A 25,268-nucleotide genomic window follows, 5' to 3' on the forward strand; every position below is an offset into this window, starting at 1 on the left:
GATTAATGCCATCCACGCTGGAGTTACTGGAAGAGCATCGCATGTTTGGCGGCTGGCAGCAGCGCTACCGCCATCCGTCATCGACGCTGAACTGCGCGATGACGTTCAGCATTTTTTTGCCGGGTCCGAAGCGCGAGACGCCACCGCCAGTGGTGTGGTTTCTCGCCGGGCTGACCTGTACCGATGAGAACTTCGCCACCAAAGCCGGCGCGCAGCGTGTCGCCGCCGAACTGGGTCTGGTGCTGGTGATGCCGGATACCAGCCCACGCGGTGAAGGCGTGCCAAATGATGACAGCTACGATCTCGGTCAGGGCGCGGGTTTCTATCTGAACGCCACACAGCCGCCGTGGGATCAGCATTTCCGCATGTTCGATTATATTAACGATGAGCTGTCGGCGCTGATTGCGGATAATTTCAATGTCAGCGATCGTCAGGCGATTGCCGGTCATTCGATGGGCGGTCACGGCGCGATTATGCTGGCGCTGCGCAATCCGGGAAAATATACCTCGGCTTCGGCCTTCGCCCCGATTGTGAATCCGTGTCAGGTGCCCTGGGGGCAAAAAGCCTTCAGTCACTATCTGGGTGAGGATCAGCAGAACTGGCTGGAGTATGACAGCTGCTGGCTGATGCGTCAGTCAGCACCGGGCTTGCCGATTCTGATCGATCAGGGCGACAGCGATCAGTTCCTTGCCGATCAACTGCATCCTGAACGTTTAGAGCAGGTAGCCAAAGAGACTGGCTGGCCGTTAACCGTGCGTATTCAGCCCGGTTATGACCATAGCTACTTCTTTATCGCCAGCTTTATTGAAGATCATCTGCGTTTTCATGCAAAACATCTGCTGGTGTAGACCATCAGTGTGAACCAAGGAGCCACTTATGGCTCCTTTTTTTTATCAGAAAGAATAGTCCATCGCGAGGAAGTAGCGGCGTCCATCTTCGCTGTAACTGTAGTCGTCGCGGTTCAGCTGTTTATCGATAAGATTTAACACCCCGGCGCGCAGATTCACGGCTTTGCTCGCTTGCCAGCTGGCGCCGGTATTCCACAACACATACCCCCCAGGGGTGGCGCCATCGTTAGTCAGGGTGCGACGCTCACCCGAGTAATTAGCCTGCAGATAGAATGACCAGTCCTGCAACGGCATCCAGTCCAGCGTGCTGTTAGCGGTATGCAGCGGCATCTCTTCCAGTGGCTTATTGCCGCCGCCACTTAAATCACGCCCATCGGTATAGGTATAATTTAGCGTCAGCTTCCACTGGTCGTTAAACGGCACTTTCAGCTCGGTTTCAATCCCCTTGATTCGTGCTTTATCAACATTGTAGTAGCGAAAAATCGGACGTCCGCTGCTGTCAAACCCGACAAAGTTTGGATAGCCTGGCGCCAGAGCCGCATCGGCGGTGCGCGCAATATTGATCATATCGTCGACATTATTCTGGAAGGCGGTAACGCTGCCCGTCACCCCGTCCAGCCAGCCTTCATCGCCGGCATAGTAAAGACCCAGTTCAAAACTCTCACTGGTTTCCGGTTTCAGCTCCGGGCTGCCCACCACCGCACAGCTGCCGCGACAGGAGTTGGTCTGCCAGTCAGGACTCAGTTGCAGCAGCGACGGCGCTTTAAACGCATTGGCCCAGCCGCCCTTGACGGTAACGGTATCAGTCGCGCTATAAACCAGATAAACACGCGGGCTCCAGTGGTCGCCATAGGTTTCATGATCATCAAGACGTACGCCGGTGGTGAGTGCCAGTGGTTCAAAAATCCGCCACTCATCTTCGACAAACAGCGCGTACTGATTAGCGGAAGTGCTGGTGCCATTACCGCCGGTCAGATTAACCGGATCGCTTAACTTATCGTGACGCCATTCGCCGCCAAAGGTCAGCAATTGATTGATATCACCCAGCGGCAACACCAGCTTGCCATCCAGCGAGCTATTTTCCGAGGTAATAGTGCTGGTGGTAAAGTTATCGACTTTGTCACCGTAGAAGCGCAGCTCGGTATTACCAAAATCCCAGCGCCCGTCATGGCTGAGTGAGTAGTTCTGCCGTTCGAGACGGTTTTTATCCAGCGAATCAGAATCACGATCCTGACGGTTGAAGCCGTAGCCCAGCGCGATATCCTGGCTGTCAGTTGGTGTCAGGGCAAATTCAACATTGCCATTACGCGCGGTAAAACCTTCGATACCCGGAGTTAAGCCATTGGTGCCGGTTTCGGATGGCTGCTGCTGATCTTTGTCACGCTTACCAACACCGCCGTAAATCTTAACGCCGAGCAAATCATCAATCAGTGGCCCGCTGGTAAAGAAATTGCCATTATAACTGTCACCGCGATCGCGATGCTGCTGAAGGGTGGTATCCGCACTCAGCGTGCCGTGCCAGGCTTTCCCCACTTTACGGGTAATAATATTGACCACGCCGCCCAGTGCATCCGAGCCATACAGTGATGACATTGGCCCGCGCACCACTTCGATACGTTCGATGGCGTCGGCGGGGATCCAGTTAAGGTCAAAATCGTTATGGCGGAATACCGCATTACGCGAGTTAACACGTTTGCCGTCGATCAGAATCAGCGTATAGCTGCTGTCGAGGCCACGCAGGCTGATGCCTTTGCGGTTATCACCTTCATTTGTAAGCTGTACCCCTGGCACTTCGCGCAGTACATCACGCAGGTTCTGTACCGGTTTACGTTTAATATCTTCGGCGGTAATAACGCTGATACTGGCGGGCGCATCTTTCAGATTAACTTCCGTTGCCGAGGCGGTTACCACCATCGTCTCTTCATTTTCTTTCTCACTCTCAGCCGCCGCGACCGGCAAACTTAAGGCGAGCGCAGACGCACAGAGGCCCCCACGGACCACAGGATTCAAATGGAACATGCTTTTCTCCAAAGGTAAAAAATAAATATAAAATTGAACAGGTTTACGTTCAGGGCCGTTATTTGCTCACAATAAGGCGGCGAGATAATCTCGCTTATTTTTTTCCGGTTATATTCCGGATTAGGATAATAAAAGACAATTCTTTACATTAGCGGGAGGGGGTTATGCCTCCCGAATTTAATTATGCTATTTTTGACGACTAATAATAATTGGTATTATTGATGTCTTTACACTGCCGGTTCCGGTTCTGCTACCAGACCATCGATCAGCACCTGCGGTGTACCCTGCGAGCAGCGTTCAATACGGCCTCTCACGCCATATACCCGCGCCAGGCTTTCCGGTGTAATCACCTCGATCGGCTGACCATCAGCAATTAATTCCCCGTTCTGCAGCATTAATACATGTTCACCATGACGCAGGGCGATATTAATATCATGCACCACTACCACGGTAACCATATTGCGCTGCTGCGTTTCGCGACGCACTAAATCCATTACGTGAAACTGGTAATTTAAATCCAGCGCACTTAATGGTTCATCCAGTAATAATAACTCCGGGCGACGAATTAATGATTGTGCTAATCCAACCAGCTGCTTCTGGCCGCCGGAAAGTTGATCAAGATAGCTGAGCGCCAGATGGGCAATCCCCAGCTGTTCCAGCAGCGCCATTACTTCACTTTCGCTGCTGGCGCTGCTGCGCCCGCCGGAAGCACGCTGCGCCACGATAATCGACTCCAGCACATGCAGGTGCACGCCAGCTGGCAGCGACTGCGGCAGATAGACCACTTTACTGGCGCGACGTGCAAACGGCTGAGCCATCAGCTCTTCACCGTTCAGCCACAGCTCACCCTGGGCGCGATTCAGACCGGCGAGAGCGCGCAGCAGCGTCGATTTGCCACAGCCGTTAGGCCCCAGCAACACGGTAATTTTGCCGCGTGGCAGCAAAGGGACATGCAGATTTTCAATAATCTTGCGCTTGGGATAACCGGCGTTAAAGCCGCGAATCGATAAACCCTGCATCAGACGTTCCCCCGATGACGTAAAATAATACTCAGGAAGAACGGCACGCCCACCAGCGAGGTGACGATACCGACCGGGATAATCACGCCAGGAATAATATTCTTCGACGCCACTGAGGCCATCGACAACACCAGCGCGCCGGTCAGGGCGCTGGCCGGTAAATAGAAGCGGTGATCTTCACCAAATATCATGCGCGCAATATGCGGCGCCACCAGGCCAATAAAACCAATCGGGCCGACAAATGCTACCGCCAGCGCCGACAGAATACTGATGCGCAGCAACGTCGCCAGACGCAATCTGCGCACATCGATACCAAAACTCACCGCGCGATCTTCACCGAGTCGCAACGCCGTCAGCTTCCATGAGCTCATCATCGAGAATGGCACCACTATCAGCAGCGCCAGCAGCAGCACGCCGAGCTTCTCCCATGAGGCGCGCGCCAGGCTGCCCATGGTCCAGAACACCAGCCCCTGCAAGGTATCTTCACTGGCGATAAACTGCATCATTGATACCAGCGCATTAAAGGTAAATACCAGCGCGATACCAAACAGCACCACGCCGGAGGTCGCCACCCGCGTCCAGCGTGTGACGCCATCCAGCATCAGGGCGGCAAACAGCGCGAAAACAAAGGCGTTGGCGGAGATAAACCACTGATCGGGAATGCCCGGAATACCAATGCCCAGCACAATCGCCAGCGCCGCGCCAAAAGCCGCCGCCGAAGAGACGCCAAGGGTAAACGGACTGGCCAGTGGATTATTGAGGATGGTCTGCATCTCAGCCCCGGCGAGTCCCAGCGCAATGCCGACCACCACCGCCATCAGGGCGTAAGGTAAACGAATATCCCAGACAATCACTCGCGTACCGGCATCCACGCTATCCGGTTGCGTCAGCGCATGCCATAAGGTGTGCAGGGAAAGACCAGAAGGACCGAGGGTAAAATCCAGCACCAGCGACGCGAGGATCGCCAGCAACAGCACGCCCATTATCAGCAGGCGATGACGTAACAGTTGTTGATAGCGTCCCATCACGCTCTGAACCGGATTTTTCTTCGCGTACGGCATGGGCTCGTGGGTAACACTCATTATTCTTTTCTACCTGTTATTTCTGCGCTTGAGTCAGCATTGCTGAACTCACTGGCAAAGTTCTGGTGGCCCGGAATATTAGATGAAGAAGTGTAAAAGTGATGCCGTATCAGGTAACCGCATCCTTCATTTACCCGGTGCAGGGCCGAAAAAGTAACGCCGGTAACAATAACGAAAACGATAATAGTTATCAATCAAATTTGTAATCGTGGCTGACAGAGGCAAAAAAGGCGCGGAAACCGCGCCTTAATCGTTTTTAGCAGAGAAATCAGTCTTTAAACGTCGGGAAATCCATTTCACTGTATTTAACAAACCGACTGCCGCGACTCAGCTTGTAGCCCAGCCAGATAATCAGGAACAGCGGCAGACCAATATAGGTCGCGGCTACGCCATACCAGTCGATACGATCGGCGAGAAACGCCTGATAGTTCTGACCAAGGGTAATGATTAAGCACAGCACAAAGGCAAAGATCGGCCCGAGCGGGAAGAAACCGGAACGGTATGGCAGATCGGCAATATTATGCCCCTGCTTCACATAACCACGACGGAAACGGTAGTGGCTGATCGCAATCCCCAGCCAGGCGATAAAGCCGGTCATGCCTGAGGTATTCAGCAGCCACAGATAGACTTCCTGGTTGCCAAACATCGAGGTAAAGAAGCACAACATCGCCACTACGGTGGTGGCATACAGCGCATTACGCGGCACACCGCCTTTGGATAATTTAGCGAAGATACGCGGCGCTTTGCCTTCTGACGCCAGGGTGTAAAGCATACGGGTGGAAGCATACATACCGGAGTTACCGGCAGAGAGCACCGCCGTCAGGATCACCGCATTCATTACCGCCGCCGCTGACAGCAGACCAGCATGCTCAAATACCAGGGTAAACGGACTGACGCTGATATCTTTGACGTCGTTACGCAGCAGGCTGGGATCAGTGTAAGGAATAATCAGGCTGATAATCAGAATCGCAAACACATAGAACAGCAGAATACGCCAGAACACCTGACGCACCGCACGTGGGATATTTTTCGCTGGCTCTTCCGACTCGCCAGCGGCGATACCAATCAGCTCGGTGCCCTGGAAGGAGAAGCCGACTATCATCGCCACGCCAATCATCGCGGCAAAGCCTCCGGCGAATGGCGCCTCACCCACCTGCCAGTTATGCCAGCCCGCACTCTCCGCGCCGCGCATAATCCCGCTGATCATCAGCACGCCGACCGCAATAAAGATAATTACGGTGACCACTTTAATCAGCGAGAACCAGTATTCCGCTTCACCGAAGCCTTTTACGGAGATGTAGTTCAGCAGGAACATCAGGCCAAGGAACAGCGCGCTCCAGATCCAGCCTGGGGTGTCCGGGAACCAGTAGTTCATCACCAGTTGTGACGCCACCAGATCGACCGCGATGGTTACCGCCCAGTTGTACCAGTAGTTCCAGCCCAGCGCGAAGCCAAAACCCTCTTCCACATATTTGGAACCATAGGTTGAGAATGAACCAGACACCGGCATAAAGGCAGCCAGTTCGCCAAGGCTGGTCATCAGGAAATAGACCATCAGGCCGATCAGCATATAAGAGAGCAGCGCCCCACCCGGCCCCGCCTGGGAAATCGTGGCGCCGGAGGCGACAAACAGGCCAGTACCGATCGATCCGCCGATGGCGATCATCGTCAGGTGACGGGCCTTTAACGCGCGTTTTAACGCAGGCTGTTGTGTTGTTTTTGTGTCCTGAATCATGAAGAAACGCTGTCCTGGGTAAAAATGAGGCGCGATTGTAGCAAATCCCCCCCTCAGGTATAGCGATACCGCGAGGTTATAAGTTAGCTTCATAATCCGGCGCGGATCATTAGCAAGCCAACGTCTTATTCCACACAATAACTCAGGAAACGCAGCAGCGCTTTTGACATATGCTTCTGCCGGTGCTGGATCCGGTACAGCGTGCGTGACAGTTTTGGCAACGGGATCTTCACCTCCACCAGCGAGCCAGCTGCCAGCTGATCGGCAATCACCCGTCGTGATAAACAGCTGATGCCCATTCCGTGCCGTACCGCATGTTTAATCGCTTCAGAATTACCCAGCTCCATCGCCAGCTCAAAGCGTGGCAGATGCGACAGCAGCAGATAATCGACAATCTCGCGGGTGCCGGAACCATGCTCACGCAGGATCCACTGCATCGCCGACAGGGTTTCCAGCGTGACCGGCTGTTGCAGTATCGGCGCATCAGGCGCGGCAAACACCACCAGCTCATCCTCCAGCCAGGGTTCGCTAATCAGCTCGGTCATATGACAAGGCCCTTCAATCAGCCCGACATCAACGCGAAAATCCGCGACCGCATTAATGACGTCCTGACTGTTGCCAACACTGAGTTCCAGCGGTAAATGCGGAAAGTCACGGCGATAACCGGCGATCATCCCCGGCAGCAGATAGTTGCCAATGGTGCTGCTGGCGTAGATGCGGATCGCGCCATTATCTTCGCGGAACAGCTGCTCAATCTCTCCCGCCTGTTCCAGCAGGCCCACCGCCCGGGGATAAAGCAGGCGGCCATGCTCATTGACCACCAGCCGCTTACCGACGCGATCAAACAGCTGTACGCCTAACTGCCCTTCGAGATCCGCCAGCGCGGCGCTGACAGCCGACTGCGACAGCGCCAGAACCTGTGAAGCCTGGGTGGTTGATCCACTCTTCAGCACTTCGGTAAATACTTCAACCTGACGCAAAGTGATATGCATCGTGATTCCTTACGACATCCAGTGAAAAATGGCATAGCCCATCAGCAGCAGCCAAAGTACCAGCATAACCAGCAGCGTGTTGGTCAGCCCTTTTCTTTTATTTGCGGGCGCAGCCTGACGCCGCATCGCGTCGCTGCGCACCTCTTCAGGTAGCAGCTTCAGCAACATCGCAATACCCAGTGGCACCACGATGGCATCGTCAAGCCAGCCGACCAGCGGAATCACATCGGGGATCAGATCCAGTGGACTGACCAGATACACTGCGATCGCGCCCATCAGGCCTTTAATATACAGCGGCGTGCGCGGATTGCGGCAGGCATACCACATCATGATCAAGTTGCTTCTGAACTTTGCTATACGTCTGAACATCCCGTGACCGCCTTATCACCTATTCCGGTTAATTATAAATATATAATCAATTTCTCTTTTAAGCCAGTTAACCCCACACTAGCCGTAATGAAATCGGAGGTCATCTATGGCTGAACTTACTGTGACTGAAACCCACCGCGCGCCGGGCAGATACCTGCCCGGCTTACTGCTGGCGGCGGCTATCGCCGGTAGCGCGATCTGGCTGGGCAATCAGCCAGCCGTCGCTTCGCTCGGACTGGGTGCGCTGACGCTGGCGATTGTGGTCGGTATGCTGGCTGGCAATACGGTCTGGCCACGTCTGCAACCCGCGTGCGATCCCGGTATCCTGCTGGCAAAACAGCGTCTGTTACGGCTCGGTATTGTGTTGTACGGTTTTCGCCTTACCGTACAGCAGATAGCTGATGTCGGCCTGAGTGGCGTAGTGATTGATATCATTACGCTCTGCTCTACCTTTGCGCTTGCCTGCTGGCTCGGCCGCCGGGTATTTGGTCTTGATCGCCAGACCCGCTGGCTGATTGGCGCTGGCAGCAGCATCTGCGGCGCGGCGGCAATTCTGGCAACCGAACCGGTTATCAAAGCCGATGCCGCCAAAGTGGCGGTGGCGATTGCCACCGTGGTAATTTTTGGCACCCTGGCGATGTTTATCTGTCCGCTGCTGTACCCGCTGGCGCTGACGTGGTTTCCTGCGGTAACGCCAACCACATACGGTATTTTTACCGGTTCTACCCTGCATGAAGTGGCGCAGGTAGTGGCTGCGGGCCACGCCATTAGCCCGGAAACTGAAAATGCCGCAGTGATAGCCAAAATGCTGCGCGTAATGATGCTGGCGCCGTTTCTGCTGTTTCTTGGCGCGCTGCTGCGCCGCGACGGCAACAGCTCGCACGGCGCGATCAGTTTCCCGTGGTTTGCCCTGCTGTTTATTGGCGTGGCGCTGTTTAACTCGCTGCACCTGCTGCCGCCATCATGGCTTGAGAACATTAACCAGCTGGACAATCTGTTGCTGGCGATGGCAATGGCGGCGCTGGGCTTAACCACCCATATCAGCGCGCTGAAACGCGCCGGGGTAAAACCATTATTGATGGCGCTGCTGCTGTTTATCTGGCTGATAGTCGGTGGCGGCGCGATCAATCTGCTGGTTCAGCATTTGATGGGCTAGTCGCTTCGGTTATCATGGATGGCTTACGGCATCACCAAGCCATTTACAGGAGAACGGCATGAAATATATCGGCGCCCACGTCAGCGCAGCAGGCGGCGTAGACCAGGCAGTCATTCGCGCGCACGAACTGGAAGCCACAGCATTCGCGCTGTTCACCAAAAATCAGCGCCAGTGGCGCGCGGCTCCACTAAGTGCTGAGGTGATTTCCGCCTTTCGCGCCGCCTGTGAGAAATATAACTACAGCTCACAGCAAATTCTGCCGCACGACAGCTATCTGATTAATCTTGGCCATCCGGTAGAAGAAGCGCTGGAGAAATCGCGCGCAGCCTTCCTCGATGAGATGCAACGCTGCGAGCAGCTGGGCCTGTCGCTGCTGAATTTCCATCCCGGCAGCCATCTGCATCAGATTGAGGAAGCGGAGTGCCTGCAACGTATCGCCGAGTCGATTAATATCGTGCTGGATAAAACCCAGGGTGTCACCGCCGTCATTGAAAATACCGCCGGTCAGGGCAGTAACCTTGGTTTCCGTTTTGAGCATCTGGCGGCGATTATTGCCGGTGTGGAAGATAAATCGCGTGTCGGCGTCTGTATTGATACCTGCCATGCTTTTGCCGGTGGCTACGATCTGCGCAGCGAAGAAGAGTGCGTAAAAACCTTTGCAGAGTTTGAGCGCGTGGTCGGTTTCCAGTATCTGCGTGGTATGCATCTGAATGATGCGAAAAGTGAGTTTAACAGCCGCGTCGATCGCCATCACAGCCTCGGTGAAGGCAATATCGGTAAAACGGTGTTTAGCTGGCTGATGAAAGACAGCCGCTTCGACGGTATCCCGATGATCCTCGAAACCGTCAATCCGGATATCTGGAAAGATGAAATTGCCTGGCTGAAGTCAGAGCAAAAATAATCAGGGTGCGGGGATCTGCACCGCGTCTGCTATCTGAACGGGAGCCGAAAACGGCTCCCCTACATGTTTTATGTGTCCTGAAGTAGGGGCGGCGTTCTCGCCGCCTGTGCCAGATTTTTTACTATGTTACATCCTGCCCTCTAACCACGTCTGATAATGCCCTGGCCATTCCATCGTCGCGGTCCCTGCCCTTCCCATAGCAAAACCATGCCCGCCCGTAGCATAACGGTACATCTCTACCGGCACAGCTGCCTTACGGCAGGCGGCAGACATAATCAGCGTGTTATCCGGACTGGCTATCGGATCATCCAGCGCCTGTACCAGAAACACCGGCGGCGTATGCGCATTAACAAAATTCTGCACCGACCAGGCGGCATTATCAGCGGCGGAGGCATGCGGCCCGACCAGCAGACGATGCGTGGAAGTATGGCTCCAGGGTTTTTCCAGCGTAATAATTGGGTAAATCAAAGCCGCACCATCAGCATACGCAGGCCTGCTGTCGAGCTGATCTTGTGGAGAATACGAGGCGAAATCCGGGCGGGTGATCGCCAGCCCCAGCAGATGACCACCGGCGGAAAAACCCAGCACGCTGAGGTGCTGCTCGCGCTGCCGGATAATTCGCAATGCCCGCTGTGCATCCTGTAATGATACCAGGTTGCCACCCCCCCAGCCTTCATGCGGCAACCGGTAACTGAGAATATACGCGGTATAACCTCGTGCCGTCAGCCATTGCGCTGCTGGCCATGCCTCACTCGCCATCTGGATGCGCTTATAGCCCCCGCCTGCGGCGATCAGTACCGCATGACCATTGGCATGTTCGGGTGTCAGTACCGTCAGTGCAGGCACCGCGATATTGCTCAGCGCCCCTTTTGCGGAAAGGATAGCGCTGCCGGACGGCCCGCCGCCGCCAGGAGCCGCCCCGCTCCACAGTGGGATGCTAGTCTGCCGGTAATTTACCGCGCTGGCGCGTGCGGTGCGTATGGCAATAGCGGTGACGGCGAGGCCGGTGAGAAAATCACGACGATTGATCATTTCACCTGTCCCGCCCTACTTCCAGGGGTTTGAAGCATAAGCATTCAGATCGATACGGGGCATCACTGGCGTTCTGTCGTCGTAGTAAAAAGCCGAGTTAGAAAAGGAGTACACTTTTCCCGTCAACTTTACCAGTACGTGATCACCAATAGCCGTAACGTTGGCATCACCGATATCAGCCTGAAGAAAGGGGGCGCTTTTATTCAGCACCTTCATTGGATCGCTGAGATGTTTATTCAGATAGTAACGATAAACGTCAGAGTCAGTAGCGCCGGCATCCTGATATTGGGTCACGTACAACCAGACATCCTCTGACAACTGTTTCTGACTGACTACGCGATCATCGCGAGGAGCGTTCCCGGAATACCATAGCAGGCCGCCGACAATAACCATAAGTAACAGGACAACCGTTAGCGTCCTGTGCCCCCATTTAATAGCGGTGTTGATTGACATAGTCTGTTCCGGGGCATAAGCGGGATAACAGCCATAATATTGAGTCTTCCTGACAGAATTAATAAGCCGAACTAACACTATCAAAAAGTCGTGTGGCATTACAGATTTGCGCGCAGCAAAAACATAAAAAAAGGCGCGGAAGCCCGCGCCTTTTTATCATCCGGAGGACACTAATCAGGCTTTCGCCAGTTCAGCTTCCGCTTCCGGACGTTTCAGAATCGCATAACCCAGACCCGCCAGCAGCGTACCGGCGATAATCGCCAGCAGGTAGCCAACCACCGGGGTGATAGCACCAGGGATCAACAGCACAAACAGACCGCCGTGCGGCGCCATCAGTTTCGCGCCGATCGCCATCGAGATCGCGCCGGTCACCGCGCCGCCAACGATACAGCATGGCAGTACGCGCATCGGATCACGCGCCGCAAACGGAATCGCACCTTCCGAGATAAAGCACAGACCAAGAACCAGCGCCGCTTTGCCGCCTTCCTGCTGTCCTTTATTAAACTTACGACGCGCAACCAGCGTTGCCAGACCCATCGCCAGCGGTGGAACCATACCGGCCGCCATAATCGCCGCCATCGGCGCATAGGTTTGCGAACTCAGCAGACCCACACCAAAGGCATAGGCGACTTTATTTACCGGCCCCCCCATATCGGTACACATCATGCCACCAAGGATCGCGCCCAGCAGTACCGCATTCGCCGTACCCATATTCGCCAGCCAGCTGGTCAGACCGCTCATAATGCCCGCAACAGGTTTACCCACCACATAGATCATCAGTAAACCGGTGATCAGGCTGGCAAACAGCGGGATAATCAGAATCGGCTTCAGCGCTTCCATACTTTGCGGCAGTTTGACCTTGCCGCTAATCAGTCTGGCGGTGTAACCGGCAATAAAACCGGCGATAATACCGCCGAGGAAACCGGCATTAATACTGGTAGCCAGCATACCGCCAATCAGTCCTGGCGTCAGACCCGGACGGTCAGCAATCGAGAAAGCGATATAACCCGCCAGCACCGGCACCATTAAGGCAAAGGCGCTGCCGCCACCGATTTGCATCAGCGCAGCGGCCAGCGTTCCCGGTTCTTTAAAGGCGGTAATACCAAACGCAAAGGAGAGCGCGATACACAGACCACCGGCCACCACCATTGGCAACATATAAGAGACGCCGGTCAGCAGGTGACGATAAGCGCCTGTACTCTCCTGTTTCTGCTCGCCCTGTGATGCCTGGTTGCCGCTCTTCGGCTGATAAGGTCTGGCTTCCGCCACCGCTTTATCCAGCTCCTGCGCCGTTTTCTTCAGCGCCAGACCGGTTGAGGTGCGATACATCGGCTTACCGGCAAATTTCGCCAGATCCACTTCAATATCCGCCGCCACAATCACCAGATCGGCCGCCGCCACTTCTTCAGCAGTAATCGCATTACCGGCGCCGACTGAGCCGCGGGTTTCCACTTTTACCCACCAGCCGCGTCTGGTCGCTTCCGTCTGGATCGCTTCCGCGGCCATAAAGGTGTGCGCCACACCGGTAGGACAGGCGGTAATCGCCACAATACGTTTCGGGCCAGTCGCGGAAGGAGCCGCCACCGGCGCCGCAGCAACCGCTGCTGGCGCCTGGTAAGGTTTAGCCTGCGCCTGCGCGGTAGCAAGGAACGCTTCCGGCTGACGTAGCGCCTGTTCGATATCGCCCAGATAGACCGCTTTGCCGTTTAGCGCGCCGTCAGCAGGTACGGTTTTACCCGCCACTGCCACCAGCCCGGCTTCTGCCGGATTATCCGTCAGCGCCAGGCCAGCTTTCGCCGCCGCTGCGGTAAGTAAATTTTTTGCCAGGTAGCTGGTTGCCAGGCCCAGCGAGGTATCGATTATCAGCAGCGTTTTCATTTTGCCTTCTCCTGCTGTTAGTTAAAGGGTTTCAGGTCGACGCGCGCCATCATTGCGGCCAACTGGGTACGATCGGTAACACCAACATTACTTTGACTGACGGCCATCGCCGCAACGGCAGTTGCCAGCCGCAGCGTATGCTCACTGGACTCACGCATCAGCAGACCATAAATCAGGCCACCGACCATCGAATCGCCAGCACCGACGGTACTGACCACTTCACAGGCTGGCGGTTTAGCAATCCACTCGCCGGAAGCATTCACCCACAGCGCACCTTCGGCGCCGAGGGAAATCACCACATGGGCAATGCCCTGCTCACGCAATGCATGGGCAGCTTCAATCACATCCTGCAGCGTCGGCAGTTTGCGTCCGGCCCAGATTTCCAGCTCACGACGGTTAGGCTTCACCAGCCATGGCGCCGCTTTCAGTCCCGCCACCAGCGCTTCGCGGCTGCTGTCGAAAATAATGCATGGACACAGCGTGCGCAGGGTTGTCATCCATTCGGTAAAGGCTTCCGGCGCCACGCCAGCCGGTAAACTACCGCTGACGCAGACCATATCAAACTGACCAAGCCAGCTTAATGAATCGGCACTGAAGCGCTCCCAGTCCTGCGCACTGACATCAAAACCAGAGAAGTTCAGATCAGTGACATCGCCGCCTTTCTCGGTCAGCTTTACGTTGATACGGGTACGGCCCGCCACGACCTGAAAACGGTTAGCAATACCTAACTCGCTGAACAGTTGCTGGAAGCCATCCTGATTATCTTTGCCGAGAAAGCCGCCAACAGTGACGTCAATGCCCAAATCTTTCAGCACCTTCGCTACGTTAATCCCTTTGCCTGCGGCATGCAGACCGGTGGTTTTCACCAGGTTAACTTCACCACGTTCAATCTCATCGGTATAACCGACCAGGTCATAAGCCGGATTCAGGGTAATAGTTGCGACGCGTCTGCTCATGCTGCCCCCTCGCCCAGACCGGCGGCGATGGCTTCTTCAATGGCATCCAGCGCCTGCTGTGCATCTTCACCGCTGGCGGTAAAGCGCAGGCGGTGACCTTTTTTCACCCCCAGCGCCACCACTTTCATCAGGCTGCGACCGTTAGCTGGTTTACCGCTGCCATCAAGGTTGGTCACGGTGATATCGCTGTTAAACTGTTTGATCACGCTGACCAGCGCAGTGCCCGGACGCGCATGTAAACCATGCTCGTTGCGGATCGTAAATTCTGCAGTCAGCACATCCGCCTGCTCGTCGACTTCGCTGGTTAACAGCGCCAGTACCCCGGCGGCATCAGCGGTTAGCAGACGTTCGGCTTTCTGATTAATCAGCAGATCGCTTAAATAGTTCAGCACTTTCAGCGGCTGGTCATCGGTGACCGCAACGGTAATCAGCAACGCGGCTTTTTCACCCGCCACATCAAAAGCGTTCGCGGCACGACTTACCGCCACGGCGCTGACCAGATTACCGACTGTACTGTCGCTCAGCCATATACCCTGCCCCAGATTCAGCGGCTGCGAGGAGATCACGCTGCTGACAAAGCTGGCGTCCACCGCACCCGCCTGTTGCAGACGACCGGCGTTCAGCGCCTGTAACGTCATCAGATCGCTGGCGGCGACATCAAGCGCAATCAGGCTGTTATCAAATTTAAATTCCGCAGCCTGTTTCTCGCCCATCAGGATGCTGCGCAACTCTTCAGCGGAAGTGGTGGTTTTCAGCTGTTCAGCTACGCTGTCATCACTCAGCACGTGAGTCAGCTGACGCAACAGCGCCAGATGCTCATCGGAGCGCGCGGCTATACCAATCGCCACATAAGCAGTCTGATCGTCTCCCCAGGCGATGCCCTGCGGGAACTGGAACACCTGCACACCGGTCTCCAGCACTAAATCGCGGGTATCGGTGGTGCCATGCGGAATGGCGATGCCGTTACCAAGATAGGTGGAAGTCTGGGTTTCGCGCGTCAGCATGCCGTCAACATAGGCTTCGCTGACGTTGCCGGCAGCGGCGAGCGCGGCGGCAACCTGACGAATAGCGTCTTCTTTATTGGTGGCGCTGGCGCCAGTATGAATGGCTTTCAGATCTAGCTGGAACATAGTTCTCCTCTCCCGCTGAAATTGAATCGTTTCAGCTATTATGAGAAAAAAAGCGTCATCTTCTGACGGGCAACCGATTGAGACAACGCTGAAACGTTTCAATGAGTTTGGTACAGTCATCGTCTTGCTGGCAAGATTTACTGTAAACGATGTAGCAGATTTTTGACGTCACGCACATTTCACTTAACTTTTTCAGAGAAATGCCGCCGCTGCCAGCCGGCTTGCTGAAGCGGATTTGACTCAGGGTGCGTTTTAACCCAACGCGGTCAGCAACTTCAGCTTTTTGCTGCGGATGGTGCAAAAAATGCGGAAACCCTCTGCAGCCTTCACAGTTTTTTTTGAAACGGGTTTTTAAAAAATAGCGCAACGGCGTAGAATTCCCCCGTCCATTTCTGCCGGTTAACCCTCACTTATGCAAACATCTGGTGCCACTCTTCGCCGCCTGCCTGACCTGCGTTCGGCTGCCTTTCTGCTGGTCGCATTTCTCTCCGGCATCGCCGGGGCGCTGCAGACCCCGACCCTCAGCCTGTTTCTCTCTACGGAAGTGCATGCGCGTCCGTTTATGGTGGGACTGTTTTTTACCGGCAGTGCTTTGATTGGCATTGTGGTGAGCCAGCTGCTGGCGACCCGTTCCGACCGTCAGGGCGACCGCAAGACGCTGATCTTTCAGTGCTGCCTGCTGGGCGCGGTTGGCTGCATTCTGTTTGCCTGGAATCGTAATTACTTTGTCTTGTTACTGGTCGGCGTACTGCTCTCCAGTTTTGGCTCGACCGCCAACCCGCAGATGTTTGCGCTGGCGCGTGAACACGCCGACAAAACCGGCCGTGAAGCGGTAATGTTCAGCACGATTATGCGTACCCAGGTTTCGCTGGCATGGGTCATTGGCCCGCCGGTTGCCTTTGCGCTGGCGCTGGGGTTTGGTTTTCAGGTGATGTACGCCTGTGCGGCGGTGGCATTTGTCTGCTGCGCGGTGATTGTCCGCTATCTGCTGCCATCCATGCGAAAGACCGTGCTGCAAACCACCACCATGTTGCAGGCGCCACGGCGCAACCGCCGCGATACGCTGCTGCTGTTTACCGGCTGTACGCTGATGTGGGCCTGCAACAATATCTGGCTGATTAATATGCCGTTGTATGTGGTGCATGAGTTACATCTGCCGGAAAAACTGGCGGGGCAATTAATGGGGCTGGCGGCGGGACTGGAAATCCCGGTGATGCTGATTGCTGGCTACTACGCCCGCCGCTTCAGCAAACGCGCGCTGATGCGCTGCGCCGCCACCTGCGGGCTGCTGTTTTACGCCGGGGTATTGCTGATCAATACCGCCATCCCGTTACTGCTGATCCAGGGACTGAACGCTATCTTTATTGGCATTCTGGCTGGTATTGGCATGATCTATTTTCAGGATCTGATGCCAGGCCAGGCAGGCGCGGCGACGACGCTGTTCAGCAACTCAACCCGTGTCGGCTGGATCCTCGCCGGATCGCTGGCCGGTCTGGTGGCTGAATTCTGGAGTTACCATGCGGTGTTTTACTGCGCGTTGCTGATGAACGCTGGCACTCTGTACTGCATGTGGCGGATCAAAAACGCCTGACGCCTGTTCAGCTGGAGGTATCCGCTTCCAGCTGTAACAGCCAGGTCATCGCCTGCAGGCGGCTGCTGCCACACATTTCCGCGTCAGGCTGCAATCCCGCGCAGACTTTTGGCCGCAGTGGCGAGCCAAAAATTTTGCAGCGTTGGCGGGCGTCAAGCTGTACGCACGGGGTATTCGCCGGTTTGCCCTGCGGCATACCTGGAATCGGGGAAGAGATCGAAGGGGCCGTGCAACAGGCACCACAATCAGGACGACACTGCATCTGCACGCTCAGGAGCAACGTAAAGCGCGACAATAGCAGTGGCAAAAGGTGAAAGCTATACTCAAAATTATTCAGGCTGCAGATCTTGCCTGAAAGTCGCGCCGCGAGTAACTTGTCGCGATTAATTCAGCGCAGGCTTATTGAGAACCTACCATGGCAAGAGCAAACGAAATCAAACGCGGCATGGCCGTCAGCTACAACGGCAAATTACTGCTGGTGAAAGACATTGATGTGCAAAGCCCCAGCGCCCGTGGCGCCTCTACCTTATATAAAATGCGTTTCACTGATATCCGTAGCGGATTGAAGGTGGAAGAGCGTTTTAAAGGTGATGATATTATCGACACCATCGCCCTGAGCCGCCGCCAGGTCACCTTCTCTTATATTGATGGTGACGAGTATGTGTTTATGGATGATGAAGATTACACGCCGTATAACTTTAAGCAGGAGCAGATTGCGGAAGAGCTGCTGTTTATTCCTGAAGGTGGCATGCCAGGCATTCAGGTTTTAACCATGGATGGCCAGATTCTGGCGCTGGAACTGCCACAAACGGTCGATATGGAAATTGTCGAAACCACGCCGGGAATTAAAGGGGCATCCGCCAGTGCACGTAGTAAACCCGCTAAAATGACCACCGGTTTAGTGATTCAGGTTCCGGAATATCTCAGTAATGGTGACAAGATCCGCATTCATATTGCTGAACGTCGCTATATGGGGCGCAGCGAATAATTGCTCTGCTCTCTTATCGGCGATGAGAGGATGCATCGCCGATAATGTTATGTTATAACAATTAACAAGCCATTATTATCAGTAGTAATTAACCGTAAGCATCCCCAGCGCTTTGCTGCGATCAATCCACGCAAACTGGCTGGTGCCCTGACTTAATGGCAGTTTTTGTTGCTGTGTCAGATTCAGCTCCGTGATGCTGATTGCTATCCTGCCGTTCTGATGACAGATGGTTTTCAGCTGATTATTAACGCCAGGGCTGATCACACAGCCGCCGTCAACAATAGCGCCGGAAAAACGAATGGTGCCTGAGCTGGCTGATGCAGTGCCACTCCCGGCGATGACGCTGCTCGTCCATGAGGCAAAAAGCATTATCAAAACAGCTGATTTAATGCCGTTCATATCAACCTCACTTATTGACCAACTACAGGTTAAAGGTAGCTGTTTTATTGTCCTGATGATTAAAATCGGCCTGCCACAGCCTGAACTTTAATTTCAGCACGTGAATATCCTGATGGAGGAGAACCTGGTGACAAAGGTCAATCTGATTACTGGCTTTCTGGGCAGCGGAAAAACCACTACCTTGCTTCACCTGCTGGCAATGAAGCCAGAAAATGAAAAATGGGCGATTCTGGTCAATGAATTTGGCGAAATTGGTATTGATGGCGCCTTGCTGCAAGGCCGCGGCGCGGTGTTAAAAGAGATCCCCGGCGGCTGCATGTGTTGCGTCAATGGACTGCCGATGCAGGTGGGGCTGAATATGTTATTAAAGCAGGCGAAACCCGACCGGCTGCTGATTGAACCCACAGGTCTTGGCCATCCAAAGCAAATTATCGCCATGTTAAGCGATGCGGTGTACCAGCCCTGGCTGACGCTGAATGCTACGCTGGCGCTGCTGGATCCGCGCCAGCTTAGCAACAGTAAAATCACCGACAATGAAAATTTCCGCGATCAGCTGGCGGCAGCCGATATTATTATCGCCAATAAACGGGATCGCTGGCAGCAGCAAGACCTTCAGGCGCTGGACGCCTGGCAGCAGCAGCATCTCGGTGAACGCCAGTGCCTGACGGCAGCATTTGGCAACATCGACCCTGCCTTGCTGGACGCGCCACGCCATAACCTGCGTCAATTGCCAGATGCCCGTCACCATACGCACAGTAGTGCGAAATCGGGGCTGGCCGCCCTGCGTCTCGACAGCAACGTCCGCTGGCGCCGCGCACTAAACCAGGGTCAGGGTTACTATGCCTGCGGCTGGATCTTCGATGCTGAGACAGTGTTTGACACCATTGGCGTGCTGGAGTGGGCCAGACTGGCGCCGGTGAGCCGGGTCAAAGGCGTGCTGCGCATTGCCGAAGGGCTGCTTAGCATCAATCGTCAGGGCCAGGATCTGCAAATCGAAACCCGCCCATCTTCCCCGCCGGACAGTCGTATTGAACTGATAAATGAAAACGATTTACCGTGGAATGATTTGCAAGATAATCTGTTGAAGCTTCGTTTAGACAGTGTGGCTTAGGCTACGCTGTTATTTTTCAACCCGACAGATTTCCCCCTATGAATGCAAAGCGCTTCGCGACCATCATTGCCTTAAATATTGCTGGCATCGCCCTGTTTTTATCCTGGTATCTTCCTGCCGGACATGGCTTTTGGTTTCCGTTCGATAAATCGATCTTCTTCTGGTTTAACGATCATATGGTCAACAGCAAGCCGCTGCTGTGGCTGATTGCCATTACCAATTTCCGTGGTTTTGACGCCGTATCTCTGCTGGCGATGGGTTCGCTCTGGCTGAAATTCTGGCTGCGCGAAACCGCAGAAGGGCGCCGCCGCCTGATCACTATCGGCGTTACCATGCTGATTACTGCGGTGGTACTGAACCAGCTTGGCCATTTGCTGCCGGTAAAACATGTCAGCCCTACTCTGTTCTTTGACCATGTGCATCGGGTTGCTGAACTGACCGGTATTCCGGCGAAAGATGCTTCACGCGACAGCTTCCCTGGTGACCACGGTATGATGCTGATGATCTTCGCCTGCTTTATGCTGCGCTATTTTGGTAAAGGCGCGTTTCTCACCGCCACGCTGATCTTTGTGGTGTTTGCTCTGCCGCGTGTCATGGCCGGCGCACACTGGTTTACCGATATTGCCGTCGGTTCGCTGTCGGTGGTAATGGTGGGTCTGAGCTGGTGGTTACTGACGCCAGCCAGTGATTATTTAGTTAACTGGCTTAACCGAAACCTGCCGGGAAAATATAAACCGCTGCGTTAAAATCTATTCCACAATTAAGGCAAATTGTATTAATTGATTACAGCGCGGGCTGGTACTGAATTGATAATTAGCGTGCTAATTTTTTATCCGTGAAAAGAAAATATTATGATAACCGGGGCGGGAAAATGCCTTTTCTGCCCCGTTGTCCAGCGGTAAAACTCCTGGTTCTTATGTTATCCCCTGAAATAGCCGCTTAAATTGCGCTTAATCCAGCGATTATCGACTGCTAATTGTTGATAATTTAATCTAAGTGTTACCCATTTGTTTCGCATCAAAAAAACCTATAAGAAAGACGCTAAAACCCCTCGCCACGGGGCTTTTAATCGGGTAATCTCAATTCGGATTAGGCAAAAACGGTGATTTTTTTCTTTTTTTACAATTAAAATGTGCTCGTTAACACATTTTAATGATTTAGGAATTGTCTCACGCGCCTGCACTAATTAATTTCATTTTCGTTTCGCAACTTAGCTAACGACCTGTGTCGTTAAGGACCCCAAGGGATAACAAACATAATGGTCAAGTCTCAACCTATCCTGAGATATATTATGCGGGCCATACCCGCCGTCGCACTCGCGACACTGCTTTCGGCATGTACTACCAGTAACGATCACAACGCACAAACTGAGACTCATGCAGTTAAAGGCCAGAACGGCTTTTTACTTCAAGCGTCTCAGGATGAATTCGAACAGATGGTTCAGAGCGTGGATATTAAATCACGTATCATGGATCAATATGCTGACTGGAAAGGCGTTCGTTATCGTCTTGGCGGCACCAACAAACGCGGCATCGATTGCTCCGCTTTTGTTCAGGTGACCTTCCGTGAACAGTTTGGTCTCGATCTGCCGCGCTCAACCTCAGAGCAGCAGGACAGTGGTAAAAGTATTCAGCGCAGTAAGTTACGTCCCGGTGATCTTGTGCTGTTCCGCGCCGGTTCGACAGGGCGACATGTTGGCATCTACCTCGGTAATGACAACTTCGTTCATGCTTCGACCAGCAGCGGTGTAATGATTTCCAATTTGAATGATTCATACTGGAAAAATCGTTACCGTGAAGCAAGACGCGTACTGAGCCGTACACAAAGCTGATCTTTATCCCTTGAAGTCCGCGAAATGAGAATAATAAAAACGCTGCTCCGGCAGCGTTTTTTTATGCCTGAAATTTGCCTGACTACGCGCTGACGATTTGGCATGCACCAGAACAATCCGCCAGCAGTCAGGACAAAAATAGTTTTGCTTATCATAATAATATCGAGACAGGACCCCCGACGACGTTATATCCTGCTGTGCTTATTCCCGGAAAATGGCAGTGCATAATTCCAACAAAAAAACAGGCTAAAGCGGGAGATAAAACGCAATGCCACTATCAACTCTGGTTAAACACCCTCTGACCAATGCGCGCAAAATTGCGTGGGTCAGCGCGGCGGTTGGTTTGATCTTTTTTTTGTTTTTTACTGCCATCACTATGAGCATCGCCTGGCATAAACGCGCCAGGGGCAACGACCAGCTGCTGTTATATACGCAGAATTTTATTGTTAAAGGTTTTGGTCAACTGAAGGAGTCGCTGGATCCCCTGCGCAGCCTGACCATGTCTGAGTGTTCGCAGGTCAATACCCAGCTCACTTCACGCGCAGCATTTATTAATGAAGTCCGCGCCATCCTGCTGGTGCGTAATGGCATCGCCTACTGCTCCTCCGCCACCGGCGCCTTCAGTCTGCCGGTAAGCGCTATCTCCGCACATACTGACCTGAATAAAGATTTCGACCTGACGATGATCGCCGGTACCCCGATGCTGCCAAAGCAACCGGCGATTGTGATGTGGCTAAAACAGCCGGGTTCAGACCGCAGCGGTGTCCTCACCACCCTGAATATGAATATGACGCCTTACCTGCTGCTGGCGTCACGCCAGCTGGAAATCAGCGGTATGGCTTTAGCCAATAAAGACAATGCGGTCACCACCTGGAGCGAGGAGATGATCCACACCCGCCAGCTGCCCGCCAGTCCGCTGCGCATGACCCATGTTCCCGGCTATCCTCTCAGCTTTTACCTGTATGGCAATAATCTGCCGCAGCGCGACATTCATCTTATTCTGCTCACCGCCCTGCTACTGGCAGTGCTGGTCACCTCCGGCTGTTTCCTGATCCTGACGCTGCAGGTGCGCCCGGGCAAAGAGATTACGCAGGGGATCAAGCGTGGTGAGTTTCATGTCGAATATCAGCCGCTGGTAGAAGCGGCTACCGGCCGGGCCTACGGTCTGGAGGCGCTACTGCGCTGGGTGCATCCCGTCGCCGGCAATATTCCGCCTGATCTGTTTATCAGTTATGCCGAAGGGCAGAATTTAATTGTTCCCCTGACACGTCATCTGTTTGAACTGGTGGCGCGTGATGCGCATAAGATCCGCCAGGTGATTCCGGTGGGCACCAAAATGGGGGTTAATCTGTCACCGCTGCATCTGTTATCTGACAGCTTCCGTGATGACGTTAACCACTGGGTGCGGGCGATGCCGGAAGGCCATTTCGCCTATGTGTTTGAGATCACCGAGCACACTATGGTCTCTGGCGGCAATACCAGCGAGATTTTCGACTGGATCCACGATAAGGGCTATAAAATTGCCATTGACGACTTTGGCACCGGGCACAGCGCCCTGATCTATCTGGAGAAATTTAAGTTCGACTACCTTAAAATCGACCGTGGATTTGTGCAGAGCATTGGCATGGAAACCGTGACCTCACCAGTGCTGGACGCGGTGCTGAATCTGGCGAAGAAACTTAACCTCAGTACCGTCGCCGAAGGGGTGGAAACCGAAGAGCAGGCAATGTGGCTGGTCAATCGTGGGGTAAGCCATATGCAGGGCTACTTCTTTGCCCGGCCAATGAACGTTTCGCAGCTGATTGCTTATTTTCAAACGCGCCAGCCCGCTTTGTCCTGATCAGCGGCTAATGGCATAATAATCTGGCATAAACCAGCCAGAAACAGAGCCTGGCGGTGAATACTGCTACGCTGAATGACAACTGATTTACTTTTTTCGCTGCAGGAGCCAACCAACATAATGCTATTGCGCCTGGTGACACTTATGCTGCTCAGTGCTGTCGGCTTATCAGCACAGGCAGAGAATATTAACGAGAGCTATGCGTTCTCGAAGCTGGGCGAACCCAAGTACGCCACCCATTTTACCCATTACGATTACGTTAATCCCGCCGCGCCAAAAGGCGGAAAGATGACGCTGGCGGTGGTTGGCACCTATGACAACTTTAACCGCTATGCTTCGCGTGGTTATCCCGGCGTCGCCACCGATGGCTTATATGACTCACTGTTTACCACCTCCGACGATGAGATTGGCAGTTACTACCCCCTGATCGCCGAATCGGCACGCTACCCGGATGATTTCCGCTGGATGGAAGTCAGCATCAATCCCAACGCCCGTTTCCAGGATGGCTCACCGATTACCGCCAGCGATGTGGCCTTTACCTTTACTAAATTTATGACCGAAGGCGTGCCGCAATTTCGTGTTGCCTATAAAGGTGTAACGGTGAAAGCCATTGCGCCACTGACGGTGCGTATTGAGCTACCTGAGCCGGATAAAGACCAGATTCTCGGCCTGTTATCCCTGCCGGTGCTGTCGCAGAAATTCTGGCAGAGCCGCAAATTTAACGAGCCACTGGGCTACCCCCCTCTTGGCAGCAGCGCTTACCGTGTCAGTGCTTATAAAGTTGGCCAGTACATTACCTATTCACGGGTAAAAGATTACTGGGCGGCCAGTCTGCCGGTTAACCGTGGACGACACAATTTTGATACGCTGCGCTATGACTACTATCTTGACGATAATGTCGCCTTTGAGGCATTTAAAGCCGGTGCTTTTGACTTCCGCACCGAAGGCTCGGCGAAAAAATGGGCCACCCAGTATCGCGGCAAAAATTTCGACAATCAGCAGATTGTCAAAGACGCCAGACCTAATACGGTGGCCACAGATACCCAATGGCTGGCGTTTAATACCGAAAAAACGCTGTTCAGCGACCGCAAAGTGCGCGAAGCCATCAGTCTGGCGTTTGATTTCCAGTGGATGAACAAGGCACTGTTCTACAACGCCTATAAACGCACCGACAGCTATTTCCAGAATACCGAATATGCCGCCAGCGGCTATCCGGATGCGAAACAGCTGGAAATTCTGGCGCCGCTAAAAGGCAAAATTCCGGATGAGGTGTTTACCTCACGCTATCAGCCGCCGGTATCGGACGGCAGCGGTTATGACCGTAAAAATCTGCTGAAAGCGCTGGCGCTGCTAAAACAGGCAGGCTGGGAGCTGAAAAATAAACAGCTGGTCAATACCACCAGCGGTAAACCCTTTAGCTTTGAACTGCTGCTGAACAGTAGCAGCAGTAGCAGCATCCAGTGGGTGCTGCCGTTCCAGCATAATCTGCAACGGCTGGGGATCCAGCTGGAAATCCGCCAGGTGGACAGCTCGCAGTATCTGCGGCGTATGCGTGAGGGGGATTACGATATGATCCCATCGCAATATTACGCCCAGCCGTCACCGGACCCTTCGCTGCGTATTATCTGGGCTTCCGAATATATTGAATCCAGCTGGAACCGCCCACGGGTTAAAAGCCCTGAAGTGGATAGTCTGATTGCGAAAATATTGCAGCATCAGGGCGATAAAGACGCACTGCTGCCGCTTGGCCGCGCCCTCGATCGGGTGCTGCTGTGGAACTACTATATGATTCCGATGTGGTATAACGCCGACGATCGCTACGCGTACTGGAATAAATTCTCCATGCCGGCCATTGCGCCGACGTATTCCCTCGGCACTGACAGCTGGTGGTACGATGTTAACAAAGCCGCACAGTTGCCGGCCCAACGACGTTAAGGA

The 25,268-nt window shown here is 53.9% G+C and carries 24 protein-coding genes; 10 read left to right on the forward strand and 14 right to left on the reverse strand.

What is annotated here, in order from left to right:
* The first annotated feature begins 5 nt into the window (after positions 1-5).
* A complete protein-coding gene (fghA, locus tag J2125_RS03670) occupies positions 6-848 on the forward strand; it encodes an S-formylglutathione hydrolase (protein WP_017799422.1) in 843 nt (280 codons plus the stop codon).
* A 45-nt stretch (positions 849-893) separates the two neighbouring features.
* Here the strand turns inward: fghA and cirA are convergent, their stop codons facing one another.
* The 6 genes from cirA to J2125_RS03700 form a co-directional block, all read right to left on the reverse strand.
* Positions 894-2,867 carry a catecholate siderophore receptor CirA gene (gene cirA / locus J2125_RS03675; RefSeq protein WP_017799423.1) on the reverse strand — a complete coding sequence of 658 codons (1,974 nt, stop codon included), beginning with the start codon at positions 2,865-2,867 and terminating at the stop codon, positions 894-896.
* A gap of 227 nt (positions 2,868-3,094) precedes the next feature.
* Entirely contained in the window at positions 3,095-3,886 is a 792-nt protein-coding gene (locus J2125_RS03680; protein ID WP_017799424.1) for an ABC transporter ATP-binding protein, read from the reverse strand.
* On the reverse strand, positions 3,886-4,968 hold the full coding sequence (locus tag J2125_RS03685; protein WP_026111477.1) for a FecCD family ABC transporter permease: 1,083 nt from the start codon (positions 4,966-4,968) through the stop codon (positions 3,886-3,888). The genes J2125_RS03680 and J2125_RS03685 overlap by 1 nt, the downstream gene beginning before the upstream one ends.
* A 268-nt stretch (positions 4,969-5,236) precedes the next feature.
* Complete coding sequence (locus J2125_RS03690; RefSeq protein ID WP_017799426.1) at positions 5,237-6,703, reverse strand: amino acid permease; 1,467 nt, start codon at positions 6,701-6,703, stop codon at positions 5,237-5,239.
* A gap of 125 nt (positions 6,704-6,828) precedes the next feature.
* Positions 6,829-7,695 (reverse strand): DNA-binding transcriptional regulator YeiE, encoded by an 867-nt coding sequence (yieE, locus tag J2125_RS03695; protein ID WP_017799427.1) that lies wholly within the window; start codon positions 7,693-7,695, stop codon positions 6,829-6,831.
* A gap of 9 nt (positions 7,696-7,704) precedes the next feature.
* On the reverse strand, positions 7,705-8,025 hold the full coding sequence (locus tag J2125_RS03700; protein WP_017799428.1) for a YkvA family protein: 321 nt from the start codon (positions 8,023-8,025) through the stop codon (positions 7,705-7,707).
* A gap of 145 nt (positions 8,026-8,170) precedes the next feature.
* Between J2125_RS03700 and J2125_RS03705 the strand changes: the two genes are divergently transcribed.
* A complete protein-coding gene (locus J2125_RS03705; RefSeq protein ID WP_017799429.1) occupies positions 8,171-9,220 on the forward strand; it encodes a YeiH family putative sulfate export transporter in 1,050 nt (349 codons plus the stop codon).
* 58 nt (positions 9,221-9,278) lie between these two features.
* Positions 9,279-10,121: a deoxyribonuclease IV gene (gene nfo / locus J2125_RS03710; RefSeq protein ID WP_017799430.1), complete on the forward strand. Its 843-nt coding sequence runs from the start codon at positions 9,279-9,281 to the stop codon at positions 10,119-10,121.
* 126 nt (positions 10,122-10,247) lie between these two features.
* On the opposite strand, the gene J2125_RS03715 is transcribed toward nfo, so the two are convergent.
* The 6 genes from J2125_RS03715 to J2125_RS03740 all read right to left on the reverse strand — a co-directional run bounded on the left by J2125_RS03715 (position 10,248) and on the right by J2125_RS03740 (position 15,937).
* Positions 10,248-11,150, reverse strand: a complete 903-nt coding sequence (locus tag J2125_RS03715; RefSeq protein WP_026111479.1) for an alpha/beta hydrolase — start codon at positions 11,148-11,150, stop codon at positions 10,248-10,250.
* 18 nt (positions 11,151-11,168) lie between these two features.
* Entirely contained in the window at positions 11,169-11,606 is a 438-nt protein-coding gene (locus tag J2125_RS03720; RefSeq protein WP_017799432.1) for a hypothetical protein, read from the reverse strand.
* Positions 11,607-11,780: 174 nt separating this feature from the next.
* Entirely contained in the window at positions 11,781-13,484 is a 1,704-nt protein-coding gene (gene fruA / locus J2125_RS03725; protein ID WP_017799433.1) for a PTS fructose transporter subunit IIBC, read from the reverse strand.
* A 17-nt stretch (positions 13,485-13,501) separates the two neighbouring features.
* Entirely contained in the window at positions 13,502-14,440 is a 939-nt protein-coding gene (fruK, locus tag J2125_RS03730; RefSeq protein ID WP_017799434.1) for a 1-phosphofructokinase, read from the reverse strand.
* A complete protein-coding gene (fruB, locus tag J2125_RS03735; RefSeq protein WP_017799435.1) occupies positions 14,437-15,570 on the reverse strand; it encodes a fused PTS fructose transporter subunit IIA/HPr protein in 1,134 nt (377 codons plus the stop codon). Before fruB ends, fruK begins: the two co-directional genes overlap by 4 nt.
* Positions 15,571-15,625: 55 nt before the next feature.
* A complete protein-coding gene (locus J2125_RS03740) occupies positions 15,626-15,937 on the reverse strand; it encodes a hypothetical protein (RefSeq protein WP_157819409.1) in 312 nt (103 codons plus the stop codon).
* A 45-nt stretch (positions 15,938-15,982) separates the two neighbouring features.
* Between J2125_RS03740 and J2125_RS03745 the strand changes: the two genes are divergently transcribed.
* Positions 15,983-17,161, forward strand: coding sequence for a sugar efflux transporter (locus tag J2125_RS03745; RefSeq protein WP_017799436.1), 1,179 nt, complete (start codon positions 15,983-15,985; stop codon positions 17,159-17,161).
* Positions 17,162-17,168: 7 nt separating this feature from the next.
* Here the strand turns inward: J2125_RS03745 and J2125_RS03750 are convergent, their stop codons facing one another.
* On the reverse strand, positions 17,169-17,423 hold the full coding sequence (locus J2125_RS03750) for a YkgJ family cysteine cluster protein (protein WP_040462246.1): 255 nt from the start codon (positions 17,421-17,423) through the stop codon (positions 17,169-17,171).
* Positions 17,424-17,576: 153 nt separating this feature from the next.
* Here J2125_RS03750 and yeiP point away from each other — a divergent pair, with 153 nt between their 5' ends.
* Positions 17,577-18,149: an elongation factor P-like protein YeiP gene (gene yeiP / locus J2125_RS03755; protein WP_017799438.1), complete on the forward strand. Its 573-nt coding sequence runs from the start codon at positions 17,577-17,579 to the stop codon at positions 18,147-18,149.
* A gap of 78 nt (positions 18,150-18,227) precedes the next feature.
* On the opposite strand, the gene J2125_RS03760 is transcribed toward yeiP, so the two are convergent.
* Positions 18,228-18,518, reverse strand: coding sequence for a fimbrial protein (locus J2125_RS03760; protein WP_157819410.1), 291 nt, complete (start codon positions 18,516-18,518; stop codon positions 18,228-18,230).
* A 157-nt stretch (positions 18,519-18,675) separates the two neighbouring features.
* On the opposite strand from J2125_RS03760, the gene J2125_RS03765 reads away from it, so the two are divergent.
* The 5 genes from J2125_RS03765 to J2125_RS03785 all read left to right on the forward strand — a co-directional run bounded on the left by J2125_RS03765 (position 18,676) and on the right by J2125_RS03785 (position 25,265).
* Positions 18,676-19,659: a CobW family GTP-binding protein gene (locus J2125_RS03765; RefSeq protein WP_026111480.1), complete on the forward strand. Its 984-nt coding sequence runs from the start codon at positions 18,676-18,678 to the stop codon at positions 19,657-19,659.
* 38 nt (positions 19,660-19,697) lie between these two features.
* A complete protein-coding gene (locus J2125_RS03770; protein ID WP_017799442.1) occupies positions 19,698-20,405 on the forward strand; it encodes a phosphatase PAP2 family protein in 708 nt (235 codons plus the stop codon).
* 512 nt (positions 20,406-20,917) lie between these two features.
* A complete protein-coding gene (mepS, locus tag J2125_RS03775) occupies positions 20,918-21,490 on the forward strand; it encodes a bifunctional murein DD-endopeptidase/murein LD-carboxypeptidase (protein WP_026111481.1) in 573 nt (190 codons plus the stop codon).
* A gap of 268 nt (positions 21,491-21,758) precedes the next feature.
* Positions 21,759-23,330 carry a cyclic di-GMP phosphodiesterase gene (locus J2125_RS03780; protein ID WP_017799444.1) on the forward strand — a complete coding sequence of 524 codons (1,572 nt, stop codon included), beginning with the start codon at positions 21,759-21,761 and terminating at the stop codon, positions 23,328-23,330.
* A gap of 120 nt (positions 23,331-23,450) precedes the next feature.
* Positions 23,451-25,265 (forward strand): extracellular solute-binding protein, encoded by a 1,815-nt coding sequence (locus J2125_RS03785; protein ID WP_017799446.1) that lies wholly within the window; start codon positions 23,451-23,453, stop codon positions 25,263-25,265.
* Positions 25,266-25,268: the final 3 nt, after the last annotated feature.

It is taken from the genome of Winslowiella toletana (assembly GCF_017875465.1).
GTDB lineage: Bacteria > Pseudomonadota > Gammaproteobacteria > Enterobacterales > Enterobacteriaceae > Erwinia > Erwinia toletana.